Annotated in this window: 16 protein-coding genes; 8 read left to right on the top strand and 8 right to left on the bottom strand. The window is 73.0% G+C overall.

Annotation, left to right across the window (positions count from 1 at the left end; all coding sequences use genetic code 11):
• Positions 1-35: 35 nt before the first annotated feature.
• The 6 genes from QMK28_RS23130 to fxsA all read left to right on the top strand — a co-directional run bounded on the left by QMK28_RS23130 (position 36) and on the right by fxsA (position 7,463).
• Positions 36-476 (top strand): Lrp/AsnC family transcriptional regulator, encoded by a 441-nt coding sequence (locus tag QMK28_RS23130; RefSeq protein ID WP_326441053.1) that lies wholly within the window; start codon positions 36-38, stop codon positions 474-476.
• Positions 477-552: 76 nt separating this feature from the next.
• Positions 553-2,193, top strand: coding sequence for an amidohydrolase (locus QMK28_RS23125; RefSeq protein ID WP_326441051.1), 1,641 nt, complete (start codon positions 553-555; stop codon positions 2,191-2,193).
• A gap of 830 nt (positions 2,194-3,023) precedes the next feature.
• Positions 3,024-4,883, top strand: coding sequence for an apolipoprotein N-acyltransferase (gene lnt / locus QMK28_RS23120; protein WP_326441049.1), 1,860 nt, complete (start codon positions 3,024-3,026; stop codon positions 4,881-4,883).
• The gene (locus QMK28_RS23115; RefSeq protein ID WP_326441047.1) at positions 4,880-5,650 is read left to right on the top strand and encodes a polyprenol monophosphomannose synthase; all 771 of its coding nucleotides are present in this window, start codon (positions 4,880-4,882) and stop codon (positions 5,648-5,650) included. Before lnt ends, QMK28_RS23115 begins: the two co-directional genes overlap by 4 nt.
• A 128-nt stretch (positions 5,651-5,778) precedes the next feature.
• Positions 5,779-6,753, top strand: a complete 975-nt coding sequence (locus QMK28_RS23110) for an LLM class F420-dependent oxidoreductase (RefSeq protein ID WP_326441045.1) — start codon at positions 5,779-5,781, stop codon at positions 6,751-6,753.
• 62 nt (positions 6,754-6,815) lie between these two features.
• Positions 6,816-7,463 (top strand): FxsA family membrane protein, encoded by a 648-nt coding sequence (fxsA, locus tag QMK28_RS23105; protein ID WP_326441043.1) that lies wholly within the window; start codon positions 6,816-6,818, stop codon positions 7,461-7,463.
• A gap of 117 nt (positions 7,464-7,580) precedes the next feature.
• Here fxsA and QMK28_RS23100 read toward each other — a convergent pair whose 3' ends face one another.
• From QMK28_RS23100 to yczE, 4 genes are all read right to left on the bottom strand, one after another.
• Complete coding sequence (locus tag QMK28_RS23100) at positions 7,581-7,955, bottom strand: RNA polymerase-binding protein RbpA (RefSeq protein WP_326441042.1); 375 nt, start codon at positions 7,953-7,955, stop codon at positions 7,581-7,583.
• Between the two features lie 255 nt (positions 7,956-8,210).
• On the bottom strand, positions 8,211-9,584 hold the full coding sequence (locus QMK28_RS23095) for an MFS transporter (RefSeq protein ID WP_326441102.1): 1,374 nt from the start codon (positions 9,582-9,584) through the stop codon (positions 8,211-8,213).
• A gap of 280 nt (positions 9,585-9,864) precedes the next feature.
• On the bottom strand, positions 9,865-10,659 hold the full coding sequence (locus QMK28_RS23090; RefSeq protein WP_326441099.1) for a glycerophosphodiester phosphodiesterase: 795 nt from the start codon (positions 10,657-10,659) through the stop codon (positions 9,865-9,867).
• 71 nt (positions 10,660-10,730) lie between these two features.
• A complete protein-coding gene (gene yczE / locus QMK28_RS23085) occupies positions 10,731-11,432 on the bottom strand; it encodes a membrane protein YczE (RefSeq protein ID WP_443050796.1) in 702 nt (233 codons plus the stop codon).
• Between the two features lie 101 nt (positions 11,433-11,533).
• On the opposite strand from yczE, the gene QMK28_RS23080 reads away from it, so the two are divergent.
• Positions 11,534-13,039: an SCO1417 family MocR-like transcription factor gene (locus QMK28_RS23080; protein ID WP_326441037.1), complete on the top strand. Its 1,506-nt coding sequence runs from the start codon at positions 11,534-11,536 to the stop codon at positions 13,037-13,039.
• Between the two features lie 77 nt (positions 13,040-13,116).
• On the opposite strand, the gene QMK28_RS23075 is transcribed toward QMK28_RS23080, so the two are convergent.
• The 4 genes from QMK28_RS23075 to QMK28_RS23060 all read right to left on the bottom strand — a co-directional run bounded on the left by QMK28_RS23075 (position 13,117) and on the right by QMK28_RS23060 (position 17,214).
• The gene (locus QMK28_RS23075) at positions 13,117-14,697 is read right to left on the bottom strand and encodes an ATP-binding protein (protein WP_326441035.1); all 1,581 of its coding nucleotides are present in this window, start codon (positions 14,695-14,697) and stop codon (positions 13,117-13,119) included.
• A 49-nt stretch (positions 14,698-14,746) separates the two neighbouring features.
• Positions 14,747-14,941 carry a hypothetical protein gene (locus QMK28_RS23070; protein WP_326441033.1) on the bottom strand — a complete coding sequence of 65 codons (195 nt, stop codon included), beginning with the start codon at positions 14,939-14,941 and terminating at the stop codon, positions 14,747-14,749.
• Between the two features lie 355 nt (positions 14,942-15,296).
• Complete coding sequence (locus QMK28_RS23065) at positions 15,297-15,512, bottom strand: hypothetical protein (RefSeq protein ID WP_326441031.1); 216 nt, start codon at positions 15,510-15,512, stop codon at positions 15,297-15,299.
• A gap of 514 nt (positions 15,513-16,026) precedes the next feature.
• Positions 16,027-17,214: a lactonase family protein gene (locus QMK28_RS23060; protein ID WP_326441029.1), complete on the bottom strand. Its 1,188-nt coding sequence runs from the start codon at positions 17,212-17,214 to the stop codon at positions 16,027-16,029.
• Between the two features lie 449 nt (positions 17,215-17,663).
• Here QMK28_RS23060 and QMK28_RS23055 point away from each other — a divergent pair.
• Positions 17,664-19,344: right-handed parallel beta-helix repeat-containing protein (locus QMK28_RS23055; RefSeq protein ID WP_326441027.1), on the top strand; the 1,681-nt coding region annotated here is incomplete at its 3' end.

The following is a 19,344-nucleotide window of genomic DNA, read 5'->3' as shown; positions in this document are numbered from 1 at the left end:
GCCGGAGTGGCTCCGGCACAGTACGTTGATCCGCTGTGGAGGAATTGGACCGGCAGATCGTGGAATTGCTCGTCACTGACGGGCGTATGAGCTACACCGACCTGGGCAAGGCCACCGGCCTGTCCACCTCGGCGGTGCACCAGCGTGTCCGCCGCCTGGAGCAGCGCGGCGTGATCCGGGGCTACGCGGCGATCGTCGACCCCGAAGGCGTCGGCCTGCCGCTGACCGCCTTCATCTCGGCGAAACCCTTCGACCCCAGCGCGCCCGACGACATCGCGGACCGGCTCGCCGACATCCCGCAGATCGAGGCGTGTCACAGCGTCGCGGGGGACGAGAACTACATCCTCAAGGTGCGTGTCACCACGCCCTTGGAACTGGAGCACCTGCTCACCCGTATTCGCACGCAGGCCGGAGTGTCCACCCGCACCACCGTGGTGCTCTCCACGCCCTATGAGGCGCGCCCGCCGCACGTCTGAGCCGCGGCGCGCAAGCCTCTCCCGCACGCCCACCCCGCGCGCTGGACGGCCGCGCACAGGGGCGAGACTGGTGACCATGACCGAGCGCACCCCTCACCCCGCCGCGAACCGCACCGTGCTGCTGCGCGGCGGCACCGTCCACAGCCCCGCCGACCCCTTCGCCACCGCGATGGTCGTCGAGGGCGACAGCATCGCCTGGGTCGGCTCCGAGGGGGCCGCCGACTCCTTCGCCGACGGGGTCAGTGAGGTGATCGACCTCGACGGCGCGCTCGTCACCCCCGCGTTCACCGACGCACATGTGCACACGACCGCGACCGGCCTCGCGCTCACCGGCCTCGACCTCGTCGGCGCGCGGACGCTCACCGACGCACTGGCCCGGGTCCGCGCTTACGCCGCAGACCGCCCCGACGACCGGGTGCTGCTGGGCCACGGCTGGGACGCGGCCCGCTGGCCCGAGCGGCGAGCCCCCTCGCGCGCCGAGCTCGACGAGGCAGCCGGCGGCCGGCCGCTCTACCTCACCCGGGTCGATGTGCACTCCGCCGTCGCGTCCACCGCGTTGCTGGAGCACACTCCTGGCGTCAGCGCTCTGTCCGGCTTCCACCCCGACGGGCCGCTCACCGGCTCGGCCCACCACGCGGTGCGCGCCGCCGCGTACGCCACCGTCACCGCGAAGCAGCGCGCCGAGGCCCAGCGAGCGGCGCTCCGGCACGCCGCGACGCTCGGCATCGGTTCGCTGCACGAGTGCGCGGGCCCAGACATCTCCGGCGAGGACGACCTCACCGGCCTGCTCCGGCTGGCCGCCGAGGAAGCGGGCCCGCGTGTCTTCGCCTACTGGGCCGAAGCCGCCACCACCGCCAAGGGCCTGGACAAGGTGCGCGAGCTGGGCGCCATCGGTGCGGCCGGCGACCTCTTCGTCGACGGTTCCCTCGGCTCGCACACCGCCTGCCTGCACGAGCCGTACGCCGACGCTCCGCACACCGGCACCGCCCACCTCGACGCCGCGGCCGTCGCCGCCCACGTCACCGTCTGCACCGAGGCCGGAATCCAGGCGGGCTTCCACGCCATCGGCGACGCCGCCGTGAGCACGGTCGTGTCGGGCGTACGGGCCGCCGCCGAGCGCGTCGGCCTCGACCGCGTCCGGGCCGCCCGCCACCGCGTCGAGCACGCCGAGATGCTCACTCCCGAGACCATCGCAGCCTTCGCCGAACTCGCCCTCACCGCTTCCGTGCAGCCCGCCTTCGACGCGGCCTGGGGAAGCGACGACGGCATGTACGCCCAGCGCCTGGGCGCGGAGCGGGCCCGGACCCTCAACCCGTACGCGGCGCTGCTCCGGGCCGGCGTCCCGCTCGCCTTCGGCTCCGACAGCCCCGTCACGCCGCTCGATCCGTGGGGCACTATCCGGGCGGCGGCCTTCCACCGGACCCCCGGCCACCGCATCTCGGTCCGGGCCGGCTTCACCGCCCACACCCGTGGCGGCTGGCGGGCCATCGGCCGCGACGACGCGGGCACCCTGGTGCCGGGCGCCCCCGCCGACTACGCGCTGTGGCGGACCGGCGAGCTCGTCGTGCAGATCCCGGACGAGCGTGTGTCCAGCTGGTCCACCGACCCGCGCTCCGGCACCCCCGGCCTCCCGGAGCTCGTTCCGGACGGTCAACTCCCGCTGTGCCTGCGCACGGTGGTCGCCGGTCGCACGGTCTTCGCACGGCCGAACGAGTGACATAACGGGGCGTCGTACCACCGAATGACGCCTTGCAACTCCGTCGCCCCCCTTGGGCGGGCTCGGCGCTGACCTGCCGCTTCACGAAAGACGCGCAGGTCGAACGACTGTTGACAGAGTGCGGTCGGCGGCCGGTAGGTTCGGCCGGGTCCACCACTGGACGTCCGACCGGGGAATCTCCACACAGTCGTCGAACGCAACTGGGCCACGGGGCGATGCGCCGTACCGGCACACCGCCTGGCAGCCAGGGTCCAGCGCCCGCGGATCGGGGCGAGGGAAGGTTTCGGCAGGTCGGCAGGTGCGACCCGGGTGGGGCCCGGATGCTCAGTAGACAACGGCTTTAGGTCGATCCGCAGCCAGCGGACCCCAGGTCGGCCCGAAGGGCACCGGGCCCCGACCCGCAGTACGCAGATGTCGGCGCGGATGGCGCGGTCGGCCGGCCGTCGGAGATCATCCCCGAGCAGTCGCGCGCTGTGGCGCACGGCGGGCAGTGCGGCTCCTGCCTCCCGGCAACGGGACTCCTCCGCATGGCCCCAGCCCCCAGCCCAGCCTCGGCCGCGAGGCTGCTCGCGCGGCCACCCAGCCGCCTTGTCCGGACCTGCGGTCCAGCCGCTCACCGACCAGCCCCTTTCCGCCCCCGGTCCGGTTCAGCCGCTCCGCCGGAGCGGCCCCGGCCTCGTAAGTCACAGCTCGCGCACCCGGTGTGCGAGCCCCCGGCAGGCGCGGATTCCCGGCCGCCGTTGATACTTTGCCGCCCCTCGGTCCTTATCCGCGAGCCCGCGATGTAACGTCACCTGACCACCGCACGACCTGCAAGGAAGGCCGCGACCGTGCCCTCGGGCCCCGATACCACCGCTGAAGCCGACTCCGGCGCGTCCGACGTGTCCGGCACTCCGGACGAGCCCGGCGGAACCACGCCGGCAGCGGCCTCCGCCGATGACACGCAGGCCCCCGGGCCGCGCTCCGTCCCGGCGACCGACGAGCGGCCCGCGCCGCCCCGGCCCGGACGCGGGCGTCGCGCCGCCCTGCTGGTCCGCCGCGAGGCGCCCCGCACTCTCATCGCCGTACTGAGCGGCCTCGCCCTCACCGCCGCGTTCCCGCCGTACGACCTCTGGCCGCTGTCGATCGCCGCCGTGGCTGCGCTGGCGCTGCTCACCCGGGGCCGTTCGGCCCGGCAGGGCGCCTGGTTCGGCTTCGCGATGGCGCTGCCCTTCTTCTTCAGCCTGCTGCGCTGGTTGCATGTCGTCGGATACGACGCGGTGTTCGGCCTCTCGGCCCTCGAAGCGCTCTACTTCGTCCCGCTCGGCGCGGGGCTGGCACTCACCTCCCGGCTGCGTGCGTGGCCGCTGTGGGGCGCGTGCCTCTGGGTGGCCGAGGAGTGGGCCCGTGACCGGGTTCCGTTCGGCGGCTTCCCGTGGGGCCGGCTCGCGTTCGCCAACACCGGCTCGCCCTTCACCCCGCTCGCCGCGCTCGGCGGCGCACCGCTGGTCACCTTCGCCGTCGCGCTCACCGGCGGCCTGGTCGCCTCGGCCGCCGTCGCCGCCTGGGCGCTGCGCGCCACGAAGGCCGCCGCTGAGCCGTCCACGGACGCTGAGCCGACCGGGACCGACCCGACGGAGACCGACCCGTCCGCCGAGCCCGCCACCGTCCCCGAGCCGCCCCGGTCCTCCGAACTCCCCACCCGGACCGTGCGGCGCGCACTGCCCCTCGTCGAGAGCGTGGCGCTCGCCGCCGCCGTCATCCTGGCCGGATACGCCGTGCCGGTGCCCACCGACGCCGATGACACGGTGAACATCGCCGTCGTCCAGGGCAACGTCGAGCAGGCCGGCATGGACTTCCTCGGCCGCCCGATGAAGATCCTCAACAACCACGTCGACGCGACGCTGGCGCTGGCCAAGGACGTCAAGGCCGGGCGGAGGGCCAAGCCGGATCTGGTCATCTGGCCGGAGAACGCCTCCGACCTCGACCCCTTCCAGTACCCGCAGGCGTACGACCGGATCGACTCGGCCGTCAAGGCCGTCGGGGCGCCGGTCCTCGTCGGCGCGCTCGTCGACCACCCCAGCAAGGACGGCTACGTCGAGAACCAGGGCATCGTCTGGGACCCGAAGACCGGCCCCGGCGCCTCCTACACCAAGCAGCACCCCGTGCCGTTCGGTGAGTACGTGCCCTTCCGCGACCAGCTGAGCAAGGTCATCACCCGGCTGCAGCGCGTCCCGCGCGACTTCTACCCCGGCGACCACACCGGCGTCCTCGACGTGGGCCCGGCCAAGCTCGGCGACGTCATCTGCTTCGAGGTCGCCTACGACGAGATCGTCCACGAGACGGTGGCGGACGGCGCCCGCGCGCTGGTCGTGCAGACCAACAACGCCACGTACGGCCGGACCGGCCAGCCCGAGCAGCAGCTCGCGATGTCCAGGCTGCGCGCCGTCGAGCACGGCCGCGCCGTGGTCACCGCCGCCACCAGCGGTATCAGCGCCATCGTGGCGCCCGACGGCACCGTCCAGCAGCGCACTGAGGAATTCACTCGTGACGTGCTCACCGCGCGGCTGCCGCTGCGCGACGATACGACGCTCGCGGACCGAGTCGGTCCGGCGCCCGAGTGGACCCTCGCTATGGTGGGACTTCTGTCCTGCGCCGCCGCGATCGTGATCGGCCGGCGGGGACGCAAGGACGAGAAGGGGCAGCAGTGAACGACGACGGCGCGCAGCGGCAGTACGGTCCGCTCGGCACGGCCTTGGTGATCATTCCGACCTACAACGAGGCCGAGAACATCAAGCCGATCGTCGCCCGGGTACGGTCCGCCGTTCCCGAGGCGCACATCCTCGTCGCGGACGACAACAGCCCCGACGGCACCGGCAAGCTCGCCGACGAGCTCGCGGCCGACGACGAGTACGTCCAGGTCCTGCACCGGCAGGGCAAGGAGGGGCTCGGCGCGGCCTACATGGCGGGCTTCCGCTGGGGCATCGAGCACGGCTTCGGCGTTCTCGTCGAGATGGACGCGGACGGCTCGCACCAGCCCGAGGAACTGCCCCGGCTGCTCACCGCGCTCAAGGGCGCCGACCTGGTGCTGGGCTCGCGCTGGATGCCCGGCGGCCGGGTCGTGAACTGGCCCAAGTCGCGGGAACTGATCTCCCGCGGCGGCAGTACTTACTCCCGGCTGCTGCTGGACCTGCCGATCCGCGATGTCACCGGCGGTTTCCGGGCCTTCCGCAAGGAGACCCTCGAGGGGCTCGGCCTGGAGGCCGTCGCCTCCCAGGGCTACTGCTTCCAGGTGGACCTGGCCTGGCGTTCGGTCAAGGCCGGCTATCACGTCGTGGAAGTCCCGATCACCTTCGTCGAGCGGGAGCTCGGCGACAGCAAGATGAGCCGGGACATCCTCGCCGAGGCGCTGTGGCGGGTCACCGCCTGGGGCGTGGGATCGCGGGCCAACCGCCTCCTGGGCCGCAAGCAGAGCTAAGGCCTGTTCCGGCCCTGGGGCGCTCCCGGCCCCCGCGTACTTCTCCGGTGCTCCCCGCGTCCTGACGGGGGGAGCACCGCGCGATTGCGCGGGTGTTTTCTCGCGGGGGATCGGGGAACCGCCTTGTTTTGGTGCAAATCGGATACGCGATGATGACCGAGCAGGCCGGGCCGCGTGAGCTCGTCGAGCATGTGGTCCGCGCCGAGGAGGCCGGGTTCGACTTCTCCGTCACCTCGGACCACTTCTTCCCCTGGCTGGAATCCCAGGGGCACGCGTCCTACGCCTGGAGCGTGCTGGGCGCCGCAGCCCAGGCCACCTCCCGCATCCCGCTCATGACGTACGTGACCTGCCCGACGCTGCGCTATCACCCGGCCGTCGTCGCCCAGAAGGCGGCGACGCTGCAACTGCTCTCCGAGGGCAGGTTCCGGCTCGGCCTGGGCTCCGGGGAGAACCTCAACGAACACGTCGTGGGCTGCGGCTGGCCCACCGTCGACGTACGGCAGGAGATGCTCGCCGAAGCGGTGGAGATCATCCGCGAGCTGTTCGCGGGCGGCTATGTCGCGCATCACAGCAGCCACTTCGACGTGGAGTCGGCCAGGCTCTGGGACCTCCCCGACCGGCCGCCGCCCATCGGCGTCGCCGTCTCGGGGGAGTGGTCCTGCGAACTCGCCGGCCGCCTCGCCGACCTGGTGATCGCCGTGGAGCCGAAAGCCGAACTGCTGGAGGCCTTCGACCGGCACGGTGGCGCCGGCAAGCCCCGGGTGGGCCAACTGCCGGTCTCGTACGACCCGGACCGCGCCGCCGCGGTGCGCCGCGCCCATGAGCAGTTCCGCTGGTTCGGCGGCTGCTGGAAGGTCAACGCCGAACTGCCCACCCCGGCCTCGTTCGCCGCGGCCACGCGGTTCGTGCGCCCCGAGGACGTCGCCGGGGCGATCCCCTGCGGCGACGACGTCGCCGACTTCGTCGAGGCGGTGCGCCCCTACGTGGAAGCGGGCTTCACCGAGGTCGCGCTGATCCAGGTCGGCGGCGACGCCCAGCACGGCTTCCTCGACTGGGCGCAGCAGACCCTGCTGCCGGCCCTGCGGGAACTCCCCGGACGCTGACCGTTGACTCCCGGCTTTCGCGGACTCCCGGTTTTCGCCCGATTCCAGGCACACTGGGAGACATGACGATCGGTACACCGCATCAGACCGGCCCATCCCGTCGCCCGAAGCGCTCCCGCGCTCGTACGCTGCTGCCGTTGGCCGTGGCGGCCTGGCTGGTGCTGGAGATCTGGCTGCTGACCGTGGTGGCCGGCGCGGCGGGCGGTCCGACGGTGTTCGCGCTGCTGGTGGCAGGGCTCGTGTTGGGCGCGATCGCCATCAAGCGGGCCGGACGGCGGGCCTGGCAGGGGCTGGCCGAGACATTGCAGGCCGCGCAGGCCGCGCAGGCCGCGCAGGCCGCGCAGGCCGCGGCGGCGCCCGGCGGCGCGGCCGGTGAGCCCGCTGCCGGCAGTGGCAAGGGCAGTACCAAAGGCAGCGGAAATGGTCTGGCGATGCTGGGCGGGCTGCTGCTCATGATGCCGGGGCTGATCTCCGACCTGGCGGGGCTGCTGCTGCTCCTCCCGCCCACCCGGAAGCTGGTCAGCCGCTCGACCGAGCGCTACGTCGAGCGCAAGGTGGGCGCGGCCCCGACGGGCAGCCTCGGCGACGCCTTCCAGCAGGCCCGTATGCGCCGTCCGGACGGCAAGGTGGTCCCGGGTGAGGTCATCCGGGAGAACGAGCGTCCCACGCCCCGTCAGGACCGCCGGGACGATCCGCCGCTGCTGCCCTGAGTGCGGCTGGGCAATGGACACGCTGAGCAGCAGAACGTCACAGAGCATGAAGAGGCCCGGATCGCCGCGCGGCGATGATCCGGGCCTCTTCAGTGTTCGGTTGTGTTCCGGCCGCCGTTAGGCGGACTTGCGGTTATCCCGCGGGTGCACAGCGATGTTCATGGCTCCGGAGCGCAGAACTGCCAGCCGTTCGGCCAGCACTTCCTCCAGCTCTTCGCGGGTGCGCCGCTCCATGAGCATGTCCCAGTGCGTGCGCGCGGGCTTGCCCTTCTTCTCCTCCGGGCCGTCGCCGTTGACCAGAAGTGCCGTGGCGCCGCACGCCTTGCACTCCCACTCCGACGGAATGTCGGCCTCTACCGAGAACGGCATCTCAAATCGATGGCCGTTCGGGCATGCGTACTCCACCGCTTGGCGCGGGGCCAAGTCGATGCCGCGGTCCGTCTCGTAGCTGGTAACCACGAGTCGCGTTCCGCGGAGAGCTCGCTCACTCATGAATCGTGCCTCCCGGGCTTCTCGCCCACAGGACAGGTGTCGCTGTCGTCGTCAATCAGGTCAACGTCCGGTCGGCGGTGAAGATTCCCGATGTGGGACATGCGTCGCCCGTCGTCCCGCCCCTGTTGTACCCACCACTGCCCGGTTTGTCACATCTGCTAGCAGATGTGACTCACCGTTTTCGCTTCTTTAGCGCGCAGTAACGGTCCGCCTAATGGGTCAACGGCGTACACTACCGGCCTTCGAGCACTAGCTCTAAACCCGGTCCGGAACCGGGTTGCCCGCAGCAGCCACCGCGCGCCGCACCGGCACCCTCGCGAGCAGCACGAAGCCGACCGCGAAGAACACCACCAGCGAGATGATCGCGTCCCGATAACTGCCGGTCAGCTGGTATGTGAGCCCGAACAGCAGGGGGCCCAGCCAGCTTGTTCCCCGATCACTCACCTCGTACACGGAGAAGTATTCCGCCTCCTTGCCGCGCGGCACCAGATGCGAGAACAACGAGCGGGACAGCGCCTGACTTCCGCCCATCACCATCCCGATCGCCGCCGCGAGCACGAAGAACCACCCGGGCGCCCCGGCGGGAAGGAAGTAACCCGCCCCGACCGTCAGGGTCCAGGCCAGCAGCGAGCAGAGAATCGTCCGCTTCGCGCCGAAGCGCACCGCCATCCGGCCCATGAGCAGCGCGCCCGCCACGGCCAGCACCTGGACCAGCAGGATCGCCACGATCAGCGTCGTCTGGTCCAGGCCGAGTTCCTCGGAGCCGTACACGGAGGCCTGGGTGATCACCGTCTGCACGCCGTCGTTGTAGACGAGATAGGCCAGCAGGAACGCCAGCGTCAGCGGATAGCGGCGCATGTCGCGCAGCGTCGCGATGAGCTGCCGCCACCCCTGCCCCAGGGAGGCGCGCGGCGGACCCCCGGCCGCTCGGCCGCCCGTCGCGGGCCGGTCCCGCAGCCGGCGCAGCGGGATGAGGGTGAACACGCCCCACCACAGCCCCGCGGACGCCAGGCAGATCCGCACCGCCATGCTCTCGGACACCCCGAACGCCTCGTGCCCCATGTACAGGCCGAGATTCGCGACCAGCACCAGCGCTCCGGCCGCGTAGCCGAAGGCCCAGCCGCGCGAGGAGACCGCGTCCCGCTCATGCGGCTCGGCGATCTGCGGCAGGAACGCGTTGCACAGGACCATCGCCACCGAGAACGACACGCTCGACACGATCAGCAGCGCGCCGCCGAGCAGATAGCGGTCCCCCTCCAGGAAGAACATCGCCGCCGTGGCCGCCGCCCCGAGATAGGCGAACGCGCCCATCAGCGGCTTCTTGCGGCCCGTGCGGTCGGCTATCGCCGCCGCCATGGGCATCACCAGCACGGACAGCAGCACCGAGGCCGAGACCGCGTAGGCGAAGTACGAGCCCGCGCGCACCGGGATGCCCAGCGGGCGCACATACCCCTCGGCGTCCGCCGCCGCTTTCGCGATCTGCGTCAGATACGGGCCGAGGAAGACGGTGAGGACGCTCGTGGAGAAGACCGAGTTCGCCCAGTCGTAGCAGTACCAGCCGCGCTGCTGCCGGCGACGCTCCTCGGCGGTCTCGACGGCCCCCGCGCCCCCTGTGGCCTCGACCGCCACAGCGCTCCCCGCGGCCTCGGGCGCCGCTCCCGCGGTGTCCGTCACGTCCCCGGCAACCCTGTCCACACGCGTCCCCTCGCCGTCCCCGCCCTTCGCCGGAGGCGGGGCAGCGTGCGGCGCCCCGGGCTCCTGGCCCGCCCGGCACCGCACGCGGCTCGCGACGCGACTGATTGGGAGACTCTAGTGCCCCGCTCGGGGCAAACATCGCCGGTCGCGGCACTAGCCACCCGATGCCGCTGACCTGCAACGGCGAAGGCGCAGAGGCCATGGGGCAGGCGGACTAATCCGTGATCCAGGCGCCCCGCTCGATCAGCACCGTCCGCAGCGTCTCGATGTGATCGGTCATGATGCCGTCCACCCCGAGATCCAGCAGCTCCGTCATCCGGCCGGCGTCGTTGACCGTCCACACGTGCACCTGGAGCCCCCGCTCGTGCGCGGCGCGCAGGAACGCGCGGTCCACCACGCGTACGCCGGAGGCGCGCAGCGGCACCTGTACGCACACCGCGCTGCGCCGCACGGCCGCGCCGAACAGCCGGTCCAGCGGCAGGGCGGGCGCGTACGAGCGGACCCGCAGGCCCAGCACCCCGCGCCGGCCCAGGGAGGTCGCCAGCCGCGGCCCCGCGAGTCGCTGGGCGCGCGCCACCCGCTCCTCGGAGAAGGAGCCCAGGCACACGCGGTCCCAGGCGTCGGTTCTGGCGATCAGTTCCAGCAGCGGGGCCAGCGCCGCGTCCGATTTGACGTCCACGTTCCAGCGGGCGCGCGGGAAGGCGTCCAGGAGCTCCGTGAACAGCGGCAGCGGCTCGGTCCCGCCCACCCGTGCGCGCCGCACGATCTGCCAGGGCAGGGCGTGGATCTCGCCGCTCGTGTCGGTGACCCGGTCGAGCGTCGCGTCGTGAAAGGCGACCAGCGCGCCGTCCGCGGTCGCGTGCACATCGGTCTCCAGATAGCGGTAACCGGCGTCCACGGCCCGCTGGAAGGCCGTGACGGTGTTCTCCAGGCCCGCCGCGGCCCCGCCCCGGTGGGCGAAGGCGAGCGGGGCGGGGTGGTCCAGGAACGGGTGGCGTACGCACTTCACGGAATTCACCGCGGCAGTATCGCGCGCCCGCCGTCGCCGCTCGGCCCCGAGGTCGGCGAACGGCCTCCCGGCTACGGCGAAAGGGCCTCCTCCGGACGGGTTTCGGCCGTCTGGGGCCGATCGGTGTCCCGCTGCGGGACGGTGTCCCGCAATCGGTCGGTCTTCCGTGCGGGGACGGTGAAGATTCGCAGGAAGAACTGGGACAGCGGGCCGATCGCCACCGCGTAGAGGACCGTGCCGACGCCGATGGAGCCGCCGAGCAGGAATCCGACGGCCAGCACGGTGACCTCGATCGCCGTGCGGACCAGCCGGATCGAGCGCCCGGTGCGCCGGCCCAGCCCCGTCATCAGGCCGTCCCGCGGTCCCGGACCGAAGCGCGCCGAGATATAGAGGCCGGTCGCGGCCCCGTTCAGCACGACGGCGAAGATCAGCAGCGGGACGCGGATCGCCAGCGCGCGCGGCTCCGGCGTCAGGGCGAGCACCGCGTCCATCGCGAGCCCGAGCACGACGACGTTCGAGACCGTGCCGAGCCCCGGGCGCTGCCGCAGCGGAATCCAGAGCAGCAGCACCACCGCCCCCGTGATGATCACCACCGTGCCGATCGACAGCCCCACCCGCTCGGAGACCCCCTGGTGGAAGACATCCCATGGATCGAGCCCCAGCCCGGCGCGCAGCTGAAGCGCCATGCTTGACCCGTAGAGCACCAACCCCACATACAGCTGTACGACCCGGCGAGCGACCCGACCCCCCTCTGACGCTGATGACGCTGACAACAAAATGCTCCCTCCTGGTACGAGTGGCCTGACCCGTGTCACCATGTGGCATGTAAATCATTCGTATCCATGGCCAATTCGAGGAAGGTGGACTGATTCCAGTGGCTCAGTGGACCTCGGCGGTCGGAGCGACGCAGCTCGCCCGGCTGCTCGCTTCGCAGCAGACCCGCACCGCCGGCCCCGGCGCGGGCGGCCGGCGGCTGCCCGCCTACCGCGCGCTGGCCGACGGCGTCCGGCTGCTCGTCCTCGAAGGCCGGGTGCCCGTCGCCGCCCGGCTCCCCGCCGAGCGGGAGCTGGCCACCGCCGTCGCCGTCAGCCGCACGACCGTGGCCGCCGCCTACGAGTCGCTGCGCGCCGAGGGATTCCTCGAATCCCGCCGCGGAGCCGGCAGTTGGACCGCCGTCCCGGCGGGCAACCCGCTGCCCGCGCGAGGGCTCGAACCGCTGCCGCCCGAAACGCTCGGCTCCATGATCGACCTCGGCTGCGCGGCCCTTACGGCCCCTGAGCCCTGGCTGACCCGCGCCGTTCAGGGCGCGCTGGAGGAACTTCCGCCGTACGCCCACACCCACGGCGACTACCCGGCCGGACTCCCCGCGCTGCGCCAGGCGCTCGCCGACCGCTACACCTCCCGCGGCATCCCCACCATGCCCGAACAGATCATGGTCACCACCGGCGCGATGGGCGCGATCGACGCGATCTGCCACCTCCTCGCGGGCCGCGGCGAGCGCATCGCCGTCGAGGCCCCCTCGTACGCCAACATCCTCCAGCTGATGCGCGAAGCGGGCGCGCGGCTGGTGCCCGTCGCCATGGCCGAGGGACTCGCCGGCTGGGACCTGCCGGTCTGGCGTGAGGTGCTGCGCGACGCGGCCCCGCGGATGGCGTACGTCGTCGCCGACTTCCACAACCCGACCGGCGCGCTCGCCGACGAGGACCAGCGCCGACAGCTGGTGGCCGCCGCCCGCTCGGCCGGCACCGTGCTCGTCGTGGACGAGACGATGGCGGAGCTGAAGCTCGACCCCGAGCTCGAACTGCCCCGCCCCGTCTGCGCCTTCGACCCCTCGGGCAGCACCGTCGTCACCGTCGGCTCGGCCAGCAAGGCGTTCTGGGCCGGGCTGCGCATCGGATGGGTGCGCGCGGCCCCCGACGTCATCCGCAGTCTCGTCGCCGCCCGCGCCTACGCCGACCTCGGCACCCCGGTTCTCGAACAGCTCGCCGTCACCTGGCTGTTGGACACCGGCGGCTGGGAGGCCGCCGTCGACATACGCCGGGCGCAGGCCCGCGAGAACCGCGACGCGCTCGTCGGCGCGCTACGGGAGCACCTGCCCGAGTGGGAGTTCACGGTCCCGCGCGGCGGCCTCACCCTGTGGGTGCGCACCGGCGGGCTCTCCGGGTCCCGCCTCGCCGAAGTCGGTGAGCGCGTCGGCGTACGGGTTCCGTCCGGCCCGCGATTCGGCGTGGACGGAGCCTTCGAGGGCTTCGTGCGGCTCCCGTTCACCGTGAGCGGCCCCCTCGCCGACGCCGCCGCCAGCCGGCTCGCGACCGCCGCGCGGCTCGTCGAGAGCGGAGCGACAGGGGTGGCCGACGCTCCGCGTAGCTTCGTCGCCTGAGGGGCGGACGGGCTGACGGCTTCGGGCACCGGCAGCGTCGGGTGGCCGGCGGGGTCCAGGCCGGGCCGCCCGGCTCGTCAGCTCTCGGCGGGAACGACTACGGGCCCGGCCGCAGGCTCGACGGCGGGGGCCGCCGCCGGCTCCGCGTCGACCCCCACAGCCCGCTCCGGCAGCAGCGCCAGCACGGCCCGCCGCTGCGCCTCGCTCGCCTCGTCGTCGTACGGATCGGGCGTGGCGGGCACTTGCAGCCGGTGCACCGGTCCGGTTCCCATCCGCGCGTAGCCGCGTCCGGGCGGGACGTCGGCGCGCGGCGTGGTGTGCGGAGGCACGCCCAGCACCGCTCGTACCTGCTCCCCGGAGGCCGGGCCGAGCACGACCCGCGCCCGGGTGTGCGTACGTACGGTCTCCGCCAGCCCGTCCACGCTGTCGAACTGGTCGGCGACGACGACGGTGACATTGGCGGTCCGGCCGTGCCGCAGCGGCACCTGAAGCAACTCCTGCGGATCGACGCGCCCTTCGGCCGCCGCCGGGTGGCTGAGCACCGAAGGCCGGTCGACGATGACCCACAGCGGCCGGCGGGTGTCGTCCGGCGCGCTCCGGCCGCTCTGCCGGGCCCGGTTGGCCGAGATCAGCCGACGTTCCGTCTCATGGGCGGCCCATTCGAGTGTCGCGAGCGTGCCCGCGAGGCCGCACTCCACGGCCAGCACGCCGGACCGCCCGAGCAGGCACCCGTACTCGCCCGCGCCGCTGCCGTCGATCACCAGCACATCGCCGTGGTGCAGCGCCTGGAGCGCGATCGAGCGCAGCAGCGTCGTGGTCCCGCTGCCGGGTTGGCCGAGCACCAGCAGATGGGGCTCGGTGGAGCGGGAGCCGGTGCGCCACACCACGGGCGACGCGTCGCGCGTCCCGTCGCCGTCGGTCACCGGAAGGGTGCGCCGGACGGCGCTCGGGTCGGTGAAGCCGAGCACGGTCTCACCGGGTGAGGTGACGAAGCGCTGCGCGGTGATGCCGGTCGGCAGCGCGGCGAGGACGGTCATCAGCAGGTGGTTCGCCTCCTCGTCCCACTCGAACAGATACTCCCGGCCGCGCCCGGACTTGGTGTGCAGCAACTGCTCGATACGGGTGCGGGATTCGGCTTCGCCGTCGGTGAAGTGCGCCGGGTAGCGCAGCTGGAGCCGGGTCAGCCTGGCGCTCTGGTCGAAGGCGTACTCGGGGAACGCCTCCTGCCAGTCCCCGCCGTGGGCGTAGAGGGGATTCGGCGCGTCGGCGAGGGCGAAATAGGGGACCAGCGCTTCGTAGAGGACCTGGAGCCGGCCGGCCTCGGCCTCGCTCGGGCCGGTCCCGGACGGTGTCCGGTCGCGCCCGGCCCAGGCGGCGGCAGCCATGAGCGTGACGAAGGCCAGCAGCGGCCCGTACGGCATCATGGCGATCACCAGGATGCAGGCGGCCCCAAGGAACAGCGCGGGACCACGCCGTTCCTTGGGGGTCGCCGTCCACCGTCGCCGCCCGGCGGCTGCCATGCGGCGCAGTCCGCGACCGAGCGTGATCAGCGGCTGGAAGACGTCGGTGGCGCTGTCTGCGGCCGTGCGCGCGAACTCGCGACTGCGGGCGATGGGCGCGCTGGTGGTGAGGATGCGGGGCAGTGGACGCCGGGCCACGTCGGTCTCCTGGTGGTCGTGGAGCGGTTGCGGAGAGCTCGGGCCGCAGCTAGAAGGTGATGCCGCTCAGCAGGCTGGCGAGGCTTGCGCTGCCCGCCTTGATGCTGGGGGCGATGGCCGTACCCGCGAGGAAGAAGCCGAAGAGGGCGCAGACCACGGCATGGGATGCCTTGAGTCCGTCCTTGCGGAAGAAGAGGAAGACGATGATGGCGAGCAGCACGACACCGGAGACGGACAGGATCATGGGGTTTCTCCTGGTTGATGGGGGCGGTCACCATGAGTTCTCCCAGGATCACAGGAAGTAGCCATATCGCAATAGAGGCAAATAGGTGATTTGTCGTGAAAATCCCTCTACTGGCCCCGGTGGAAACCGCCCAGCCGGGTGGTGGGGCCGCTGCGGCGATCGCCGCCGGCTCGATGCCGGGGCGGGTTGAGGCGCTGGAGAAATCCTGTCAAATCACCCGTATGGAGGCAGAATTGCCGCGCCCGTCGAGGTCTGGGACGCGGCCGGCGGGGGGCCGGGTCGCGCGGACGGGCGGTCGGGGCGACACGTCACGGCCCGGTCGGCGGGGCCGGCCGTCGGACCGGCCGTCGGACCGTCAGAACAGCGGGAGCTGACCGGGCACCGGCGGGGCGTCCAGGTCGATCAGCGGGTGCTGCCGCGCGTTGCCGAGGTGCGTGATGCGCAGCGAGCCGGGACAGGACACCAGCTCCAGGACCGTACGGCGGCCGGGCGGGTCGTGCCGGGCGATCCGCCCGCCGACCACGGCGATCTCACGAGTGCAGACCGGGCAGGACCGGCGAGGTGCAGACATGCTCACCATTCTCCCCCGCCCCCGCGGTGCCGGGAACCTTCGCCCGATCGACTCGGCGCCGGTCCCGGGCGGCCCGCTCAGAAGCGCCAGCGGGTCGCGCTGTACTCCTCGTCCCGGCCGTAGCCGAAGGCCGTCACGGGAACCACCTCGTACACGACGGCCTCGCCCCCGCCGCGCTGTACGGCTGGTCCAGCTCGGTCACCGGCTCCTTGCCCGTCATCCGTCCACGCTCCACTCGGTGGTCGGCGTCGGCGGTCGTCGGTGGCCGCCCGGCCGCACCTGTCGTTGTTGCCGGAGATTCTCGTTCACCGGCGGGGAAACGCACAGGACCACGAGGGTGAGCGGGACTGGCGTGGCGGATGCCGCTCGTCTCGGCTGCCGACGCCCGCCCTTGTCGCTCCGGAGCTGGTCGCGCCGGTCGGAGGTGAGCGTCCAACCGGGCCGGGGCCGGGGTGAGTCGGGGCCGAGGGGGCTGTCGGAGCCGGGCCGGTGCGCCGGGCTCCGGTACCGGCCGTCAGAGGGGCAGTACGCACACCGGGACCGGCGCGCTGAACGGGCTCCCGACGCGGGCCAGTTCGCCCGACCGCCCGTTCACCCGGAAGACGGTGACCGACCCCGACTTCTGGTTCGCGGCGAACAGCAGCTCACCGCCCGGCGAGAAGGCGATGTGCCGGGGGAAGTCGCCGCCGACCGGAACGGTGTCCAGCAGCTCCAAGCGGGCCCCGCCCTCGCGCACCGCGTAGCGGGTGATGCTGTTGTGCCCGCGGTTGGCGAGATAGCCGAACCGGCCGTCCGCGGTGACCAGCAACTGGGCCGGGTAGCTCGTGCCCCCGCCGGTGCCGGTGGACTGCGGTGTGCCGGGGCGCAGTTCGCCGCTCGCGGCGTCGTAGCCGCAGACCACGACGGTGTTGTCCAGCTCGTTGGCCAGGTAGGCGTACGCGCCCGACGGGTGGAAGGTCAGATGGCGCGGCCCGGCGCCCGGCCGCAGCGCGGCCGAGGAGAGCTGCCGCAGGGTGCCGGCCGCCGGATCGAGCCGGTAGGTGTAGACGGTGTCGTTGCCGAGATCGACGGACAGCACGAACCGGCCGTCCGGAGCGGTCACGATCTGGTGGGCGTGCGGCCCGTTCTGCCCGGGGCCGGGCTTCGGGTCGCTGTGCACGACCAGGTCCGTACGCTCGCCGAGCGCGCCGTCGGCCCCGATGGGGTGCACCGCGACGCTGCCCGAGCCGTAGCCGGCGCTCAGCAGATGGCGCCCGCCGGGGTGTACGGACAGGTGGCACGGGCCGCTGCCGCCGGTGGAGCGGGTCCCCAGCACCCGCAACGCGCCGTCGTCGCCGATCGCGATGGCGCTCACGCCGCCCGCTTGCTGCTCGGCCACCGCGTACAGCATCTTCCCCGAGGGGGCGAGCGCGAGATACGAGGGGTTGTCGACGCCGGGCAGCACTCCGGCCGAGGTGATCAGCCCGCTCCCGGCGTCGTAGCGCGCGAGGCCGAGCCCGGCGCCGCCGCCGTCGGCGGAGGTGTACGTGCCGAGGAACAGCGGACGCCCGCCTGCCGAAGGCTTGCCGGGGTCGGAGGAACCGCCGCCGTCCGGCGTGGGTGTCGGCCGGGCTGCGGCGCTGCCCGCCAGGCTTCCCACCGCCACGCTCCCGGCGGCGACGGCGAGGAATCGGCGACGGTCCACGGTCCGGCGCTCACCCATGTCACATACCTCCACGATCACTGGCCAACGGTCGTCGTGCGAAGTGTCGAAGCGTTGAGAGCGTTGAAGCGTCACTGATCAGGCACCGGGCCGGTGGCGGCCCTTCAGCCGTGCGCCCGGACGCGGCCCCGACCCGCGCCGGCGGAAGGAGATCGTCCGCCGACCGCTGGGCAGCGTACCGCCCGTGGCGGCGCGCGGAGCGGGAAGCGGCAGGCCTGCCAAGTCCGAGCCGCCGTGCCCCCGCCGGTCGCGACCGTCCGGCCCCGGCCGCGCCCGGCGGTGCCCGGCGGTGCCCTGCCGCGCCCGGCGGTGCCCGGCGGTGCCCGGCGGTGCCCGGCGGTGCCCGCCAATCCGGGGCCCCGGCGCGAGCGCCGGGCAGGACAGGCATGATGAGGGCTCCCGAACTGCGTAAACGGCCCCGCAAGGCCAGTCGAGGAGGAACCTTCCGCGTGAGGCGCCATCTGAGGGTCGGCCGGGACCTGAACGACGATTACCCGACGATCGCCGAGGCCCTCCGTCGAGCGGGCGACGGCGCGGTGATCACCGTGGCCCCCGGCCGGTATCCGGAGAACCTCGTGGTCTCCCGCATGGTCACCATCACCGCCGAAGCCGGACGCGGAACCGTCGAAGTCGCCCCGCCCCGCGGCACCGTCCTCCAAGTGACGGCGGAAGCGGCCAAGCTCTCCGGCATCACGCTCGGCGGACAGGACGACGACCTGCCCGCCGTCGACGTGCTGCGCGGCCAGACCGCCCTGGAGGACTGCGAGGTCAGCGGCGCGTCCTGGGCCGCCGTGCTCACCCGCGAGAGCGGCTCGCTCGCGATGCGCGACTGCCGGATCGTCAACCCGGCCGGCGCGGGCATCGTCGACACCTCGACCGCGCCCAGCGTCATAGAGGACTGCGTCCTCGAACACCTCGGCAGCTCCGGAGTGGTGATCAGCGAGGGCAGCGACCCCACGGTCCGCCGCTGCGTCATCCGGGACGCCCGCGGCAACGGAGTCCTCGCCAACGGCCGGGGCGCGGGCACCGTCGAGGACTGCGCCATCTCCGACACGGAGAAGCCCGCGATAGCCCTGGAACAGGAGAGCAGCACCCGCGTGCTGCGCACCGCTGTCCGCGACGTCGTGGTGGGCATCTACGTGGCCTCCACCGCCCGGACCACGCTGGAGGACTGCACCGTCCAGGACACCGTCGGGCATGGCGTCATCCTCGACTCCGGCACCGACCCCCGGCTGGAGCGCTGCGCCACCTCGCGCACCGGGGGCAACGGCATCCGGGTCATCGGCCGGGCACGCGGCGTCCTGGACGAGTGCGTGGTCTCCGAGGCCCGCTCCGCCGGGGTGTGGGCAGGGGACCGCTCGGGACCGGTGTTCACCCGGCTGACCGTGCGCGACGGCGAGGCCGCGGGCGTCGAACTGACCGAGGACTGCTCCGCCGAGTTCGACCGGCTGACCGTGCGCGGCGGCGCGGGCAGCGGCGTCGTGGTGCGCGGCGGCGCCAATCCGCTGCTGCGCCGGGTCGAGATATCCGAGGTCGGCGGATACGGCGTCGAGGTGCTGGCGGAGGGCCGGGGACGGCTGGAGGAGGGGGAGATCCTCGCCTCGAAGCGCTCCGGGCTCCGGGTCGCGGACGGCGGCGACCCGTACGCCGGCCGGACCGTGTTCCGCAGGACCGGCGGCGCGGGCGTCTCCGTGGGCTCCGGCGGGCGCTGCACGCTGCGCGACTGCGAGATCGGCGAGGCGGGCGGCCAGGGCGTCGCCGTCGAGGAGGGCGCGGAGCTCACCATGGCCCGCTCCCGGGTGCAGGGTGGTGCGCAGCACGGCGTGTTGGTGGCGGCCGGGGCGCGGGCGCTGCTCAATGACTGCGAACTGTCCGGCAACGAAGGCGACGGCCTGCGGGTGGACAGCACCGAAGCGGTGGGAGCCACCGGCTGTTCGGTGCTCGACAACCGGGGCGCGGGGCTGCGCGGCCCGGCGCGCGGCTCACGCCTCGCGGTGGACGCCCTGACCAGCCGCGGCAACGGCATCGCCGACAGCTGGAACGGCGCCGGCGAGGGGGCGCACGCGCAGCCCTCGGAAGCCGGGCCGGCGCAGTCCGTCCGCCCCCCGGGCGGCGGCGCGGCCGGTCGGG

Source organism: Streptomyces sp. H27-D2 (genome assembly GCF_035828615.1).
Lineage (GTDB): Bacteria > Actinomycetota > Actinomycetes > Streptomycetales > Streptomycetaceae > Streptomyces.
This window is presented reverse-complemented; position numbering and strand designations above follow the sequence as displayed.

What these genes read in the sequence shown, in the direction of transcription:
- QMK28_RS23100 (WP_326441042.1), bottom strand. Translation starts at nt 7,955, where the DNA reads ATGAGTGAGCGAGCTCTCCGCGGAACGCGACTCGTGGTTACCAGCTAC.
- QMK28_RS23065 (WP_326441031.1), bottom strand. Translation starts at nt 15,512, where the DNA reads ATGTCTGCACCTCGCCGGTCCTGCCCGGTCTGCACTCGTGAGATCGCC.
- QMK28_RS23070 (WP_326441033.1), bottom strand. Translation starts at nt 14,941, where the DNA reads ATGATCCTGTCCGTCTCCGGTGTCGTGCTGCTCGCCATCATCGTCTTC.
- QMK28_RS23125 (WP_326441051.1), top strand. Translation starts at nt 553, where the DNA reads ATGACCGAGCGCACCCCTCACCCCGCCGCGAACCGCACCGTGCTGCTG.
- fxsA (WP_326441043.1), top strand. Translation starts at nt 6,816, where the DNA reads ATGACGATCGGTACACCGCATCAGACCGGCCCATCCCGTCGCCCGAAG.
- QMK28_RS23060 (WP_326441029.1), bottom strand. Translation starts at nt 17,214, where the DNA reads ATGGGTGAGCGCCGGACCGTGGACCGTCGCCGATTCCTCGCCGTCGCC.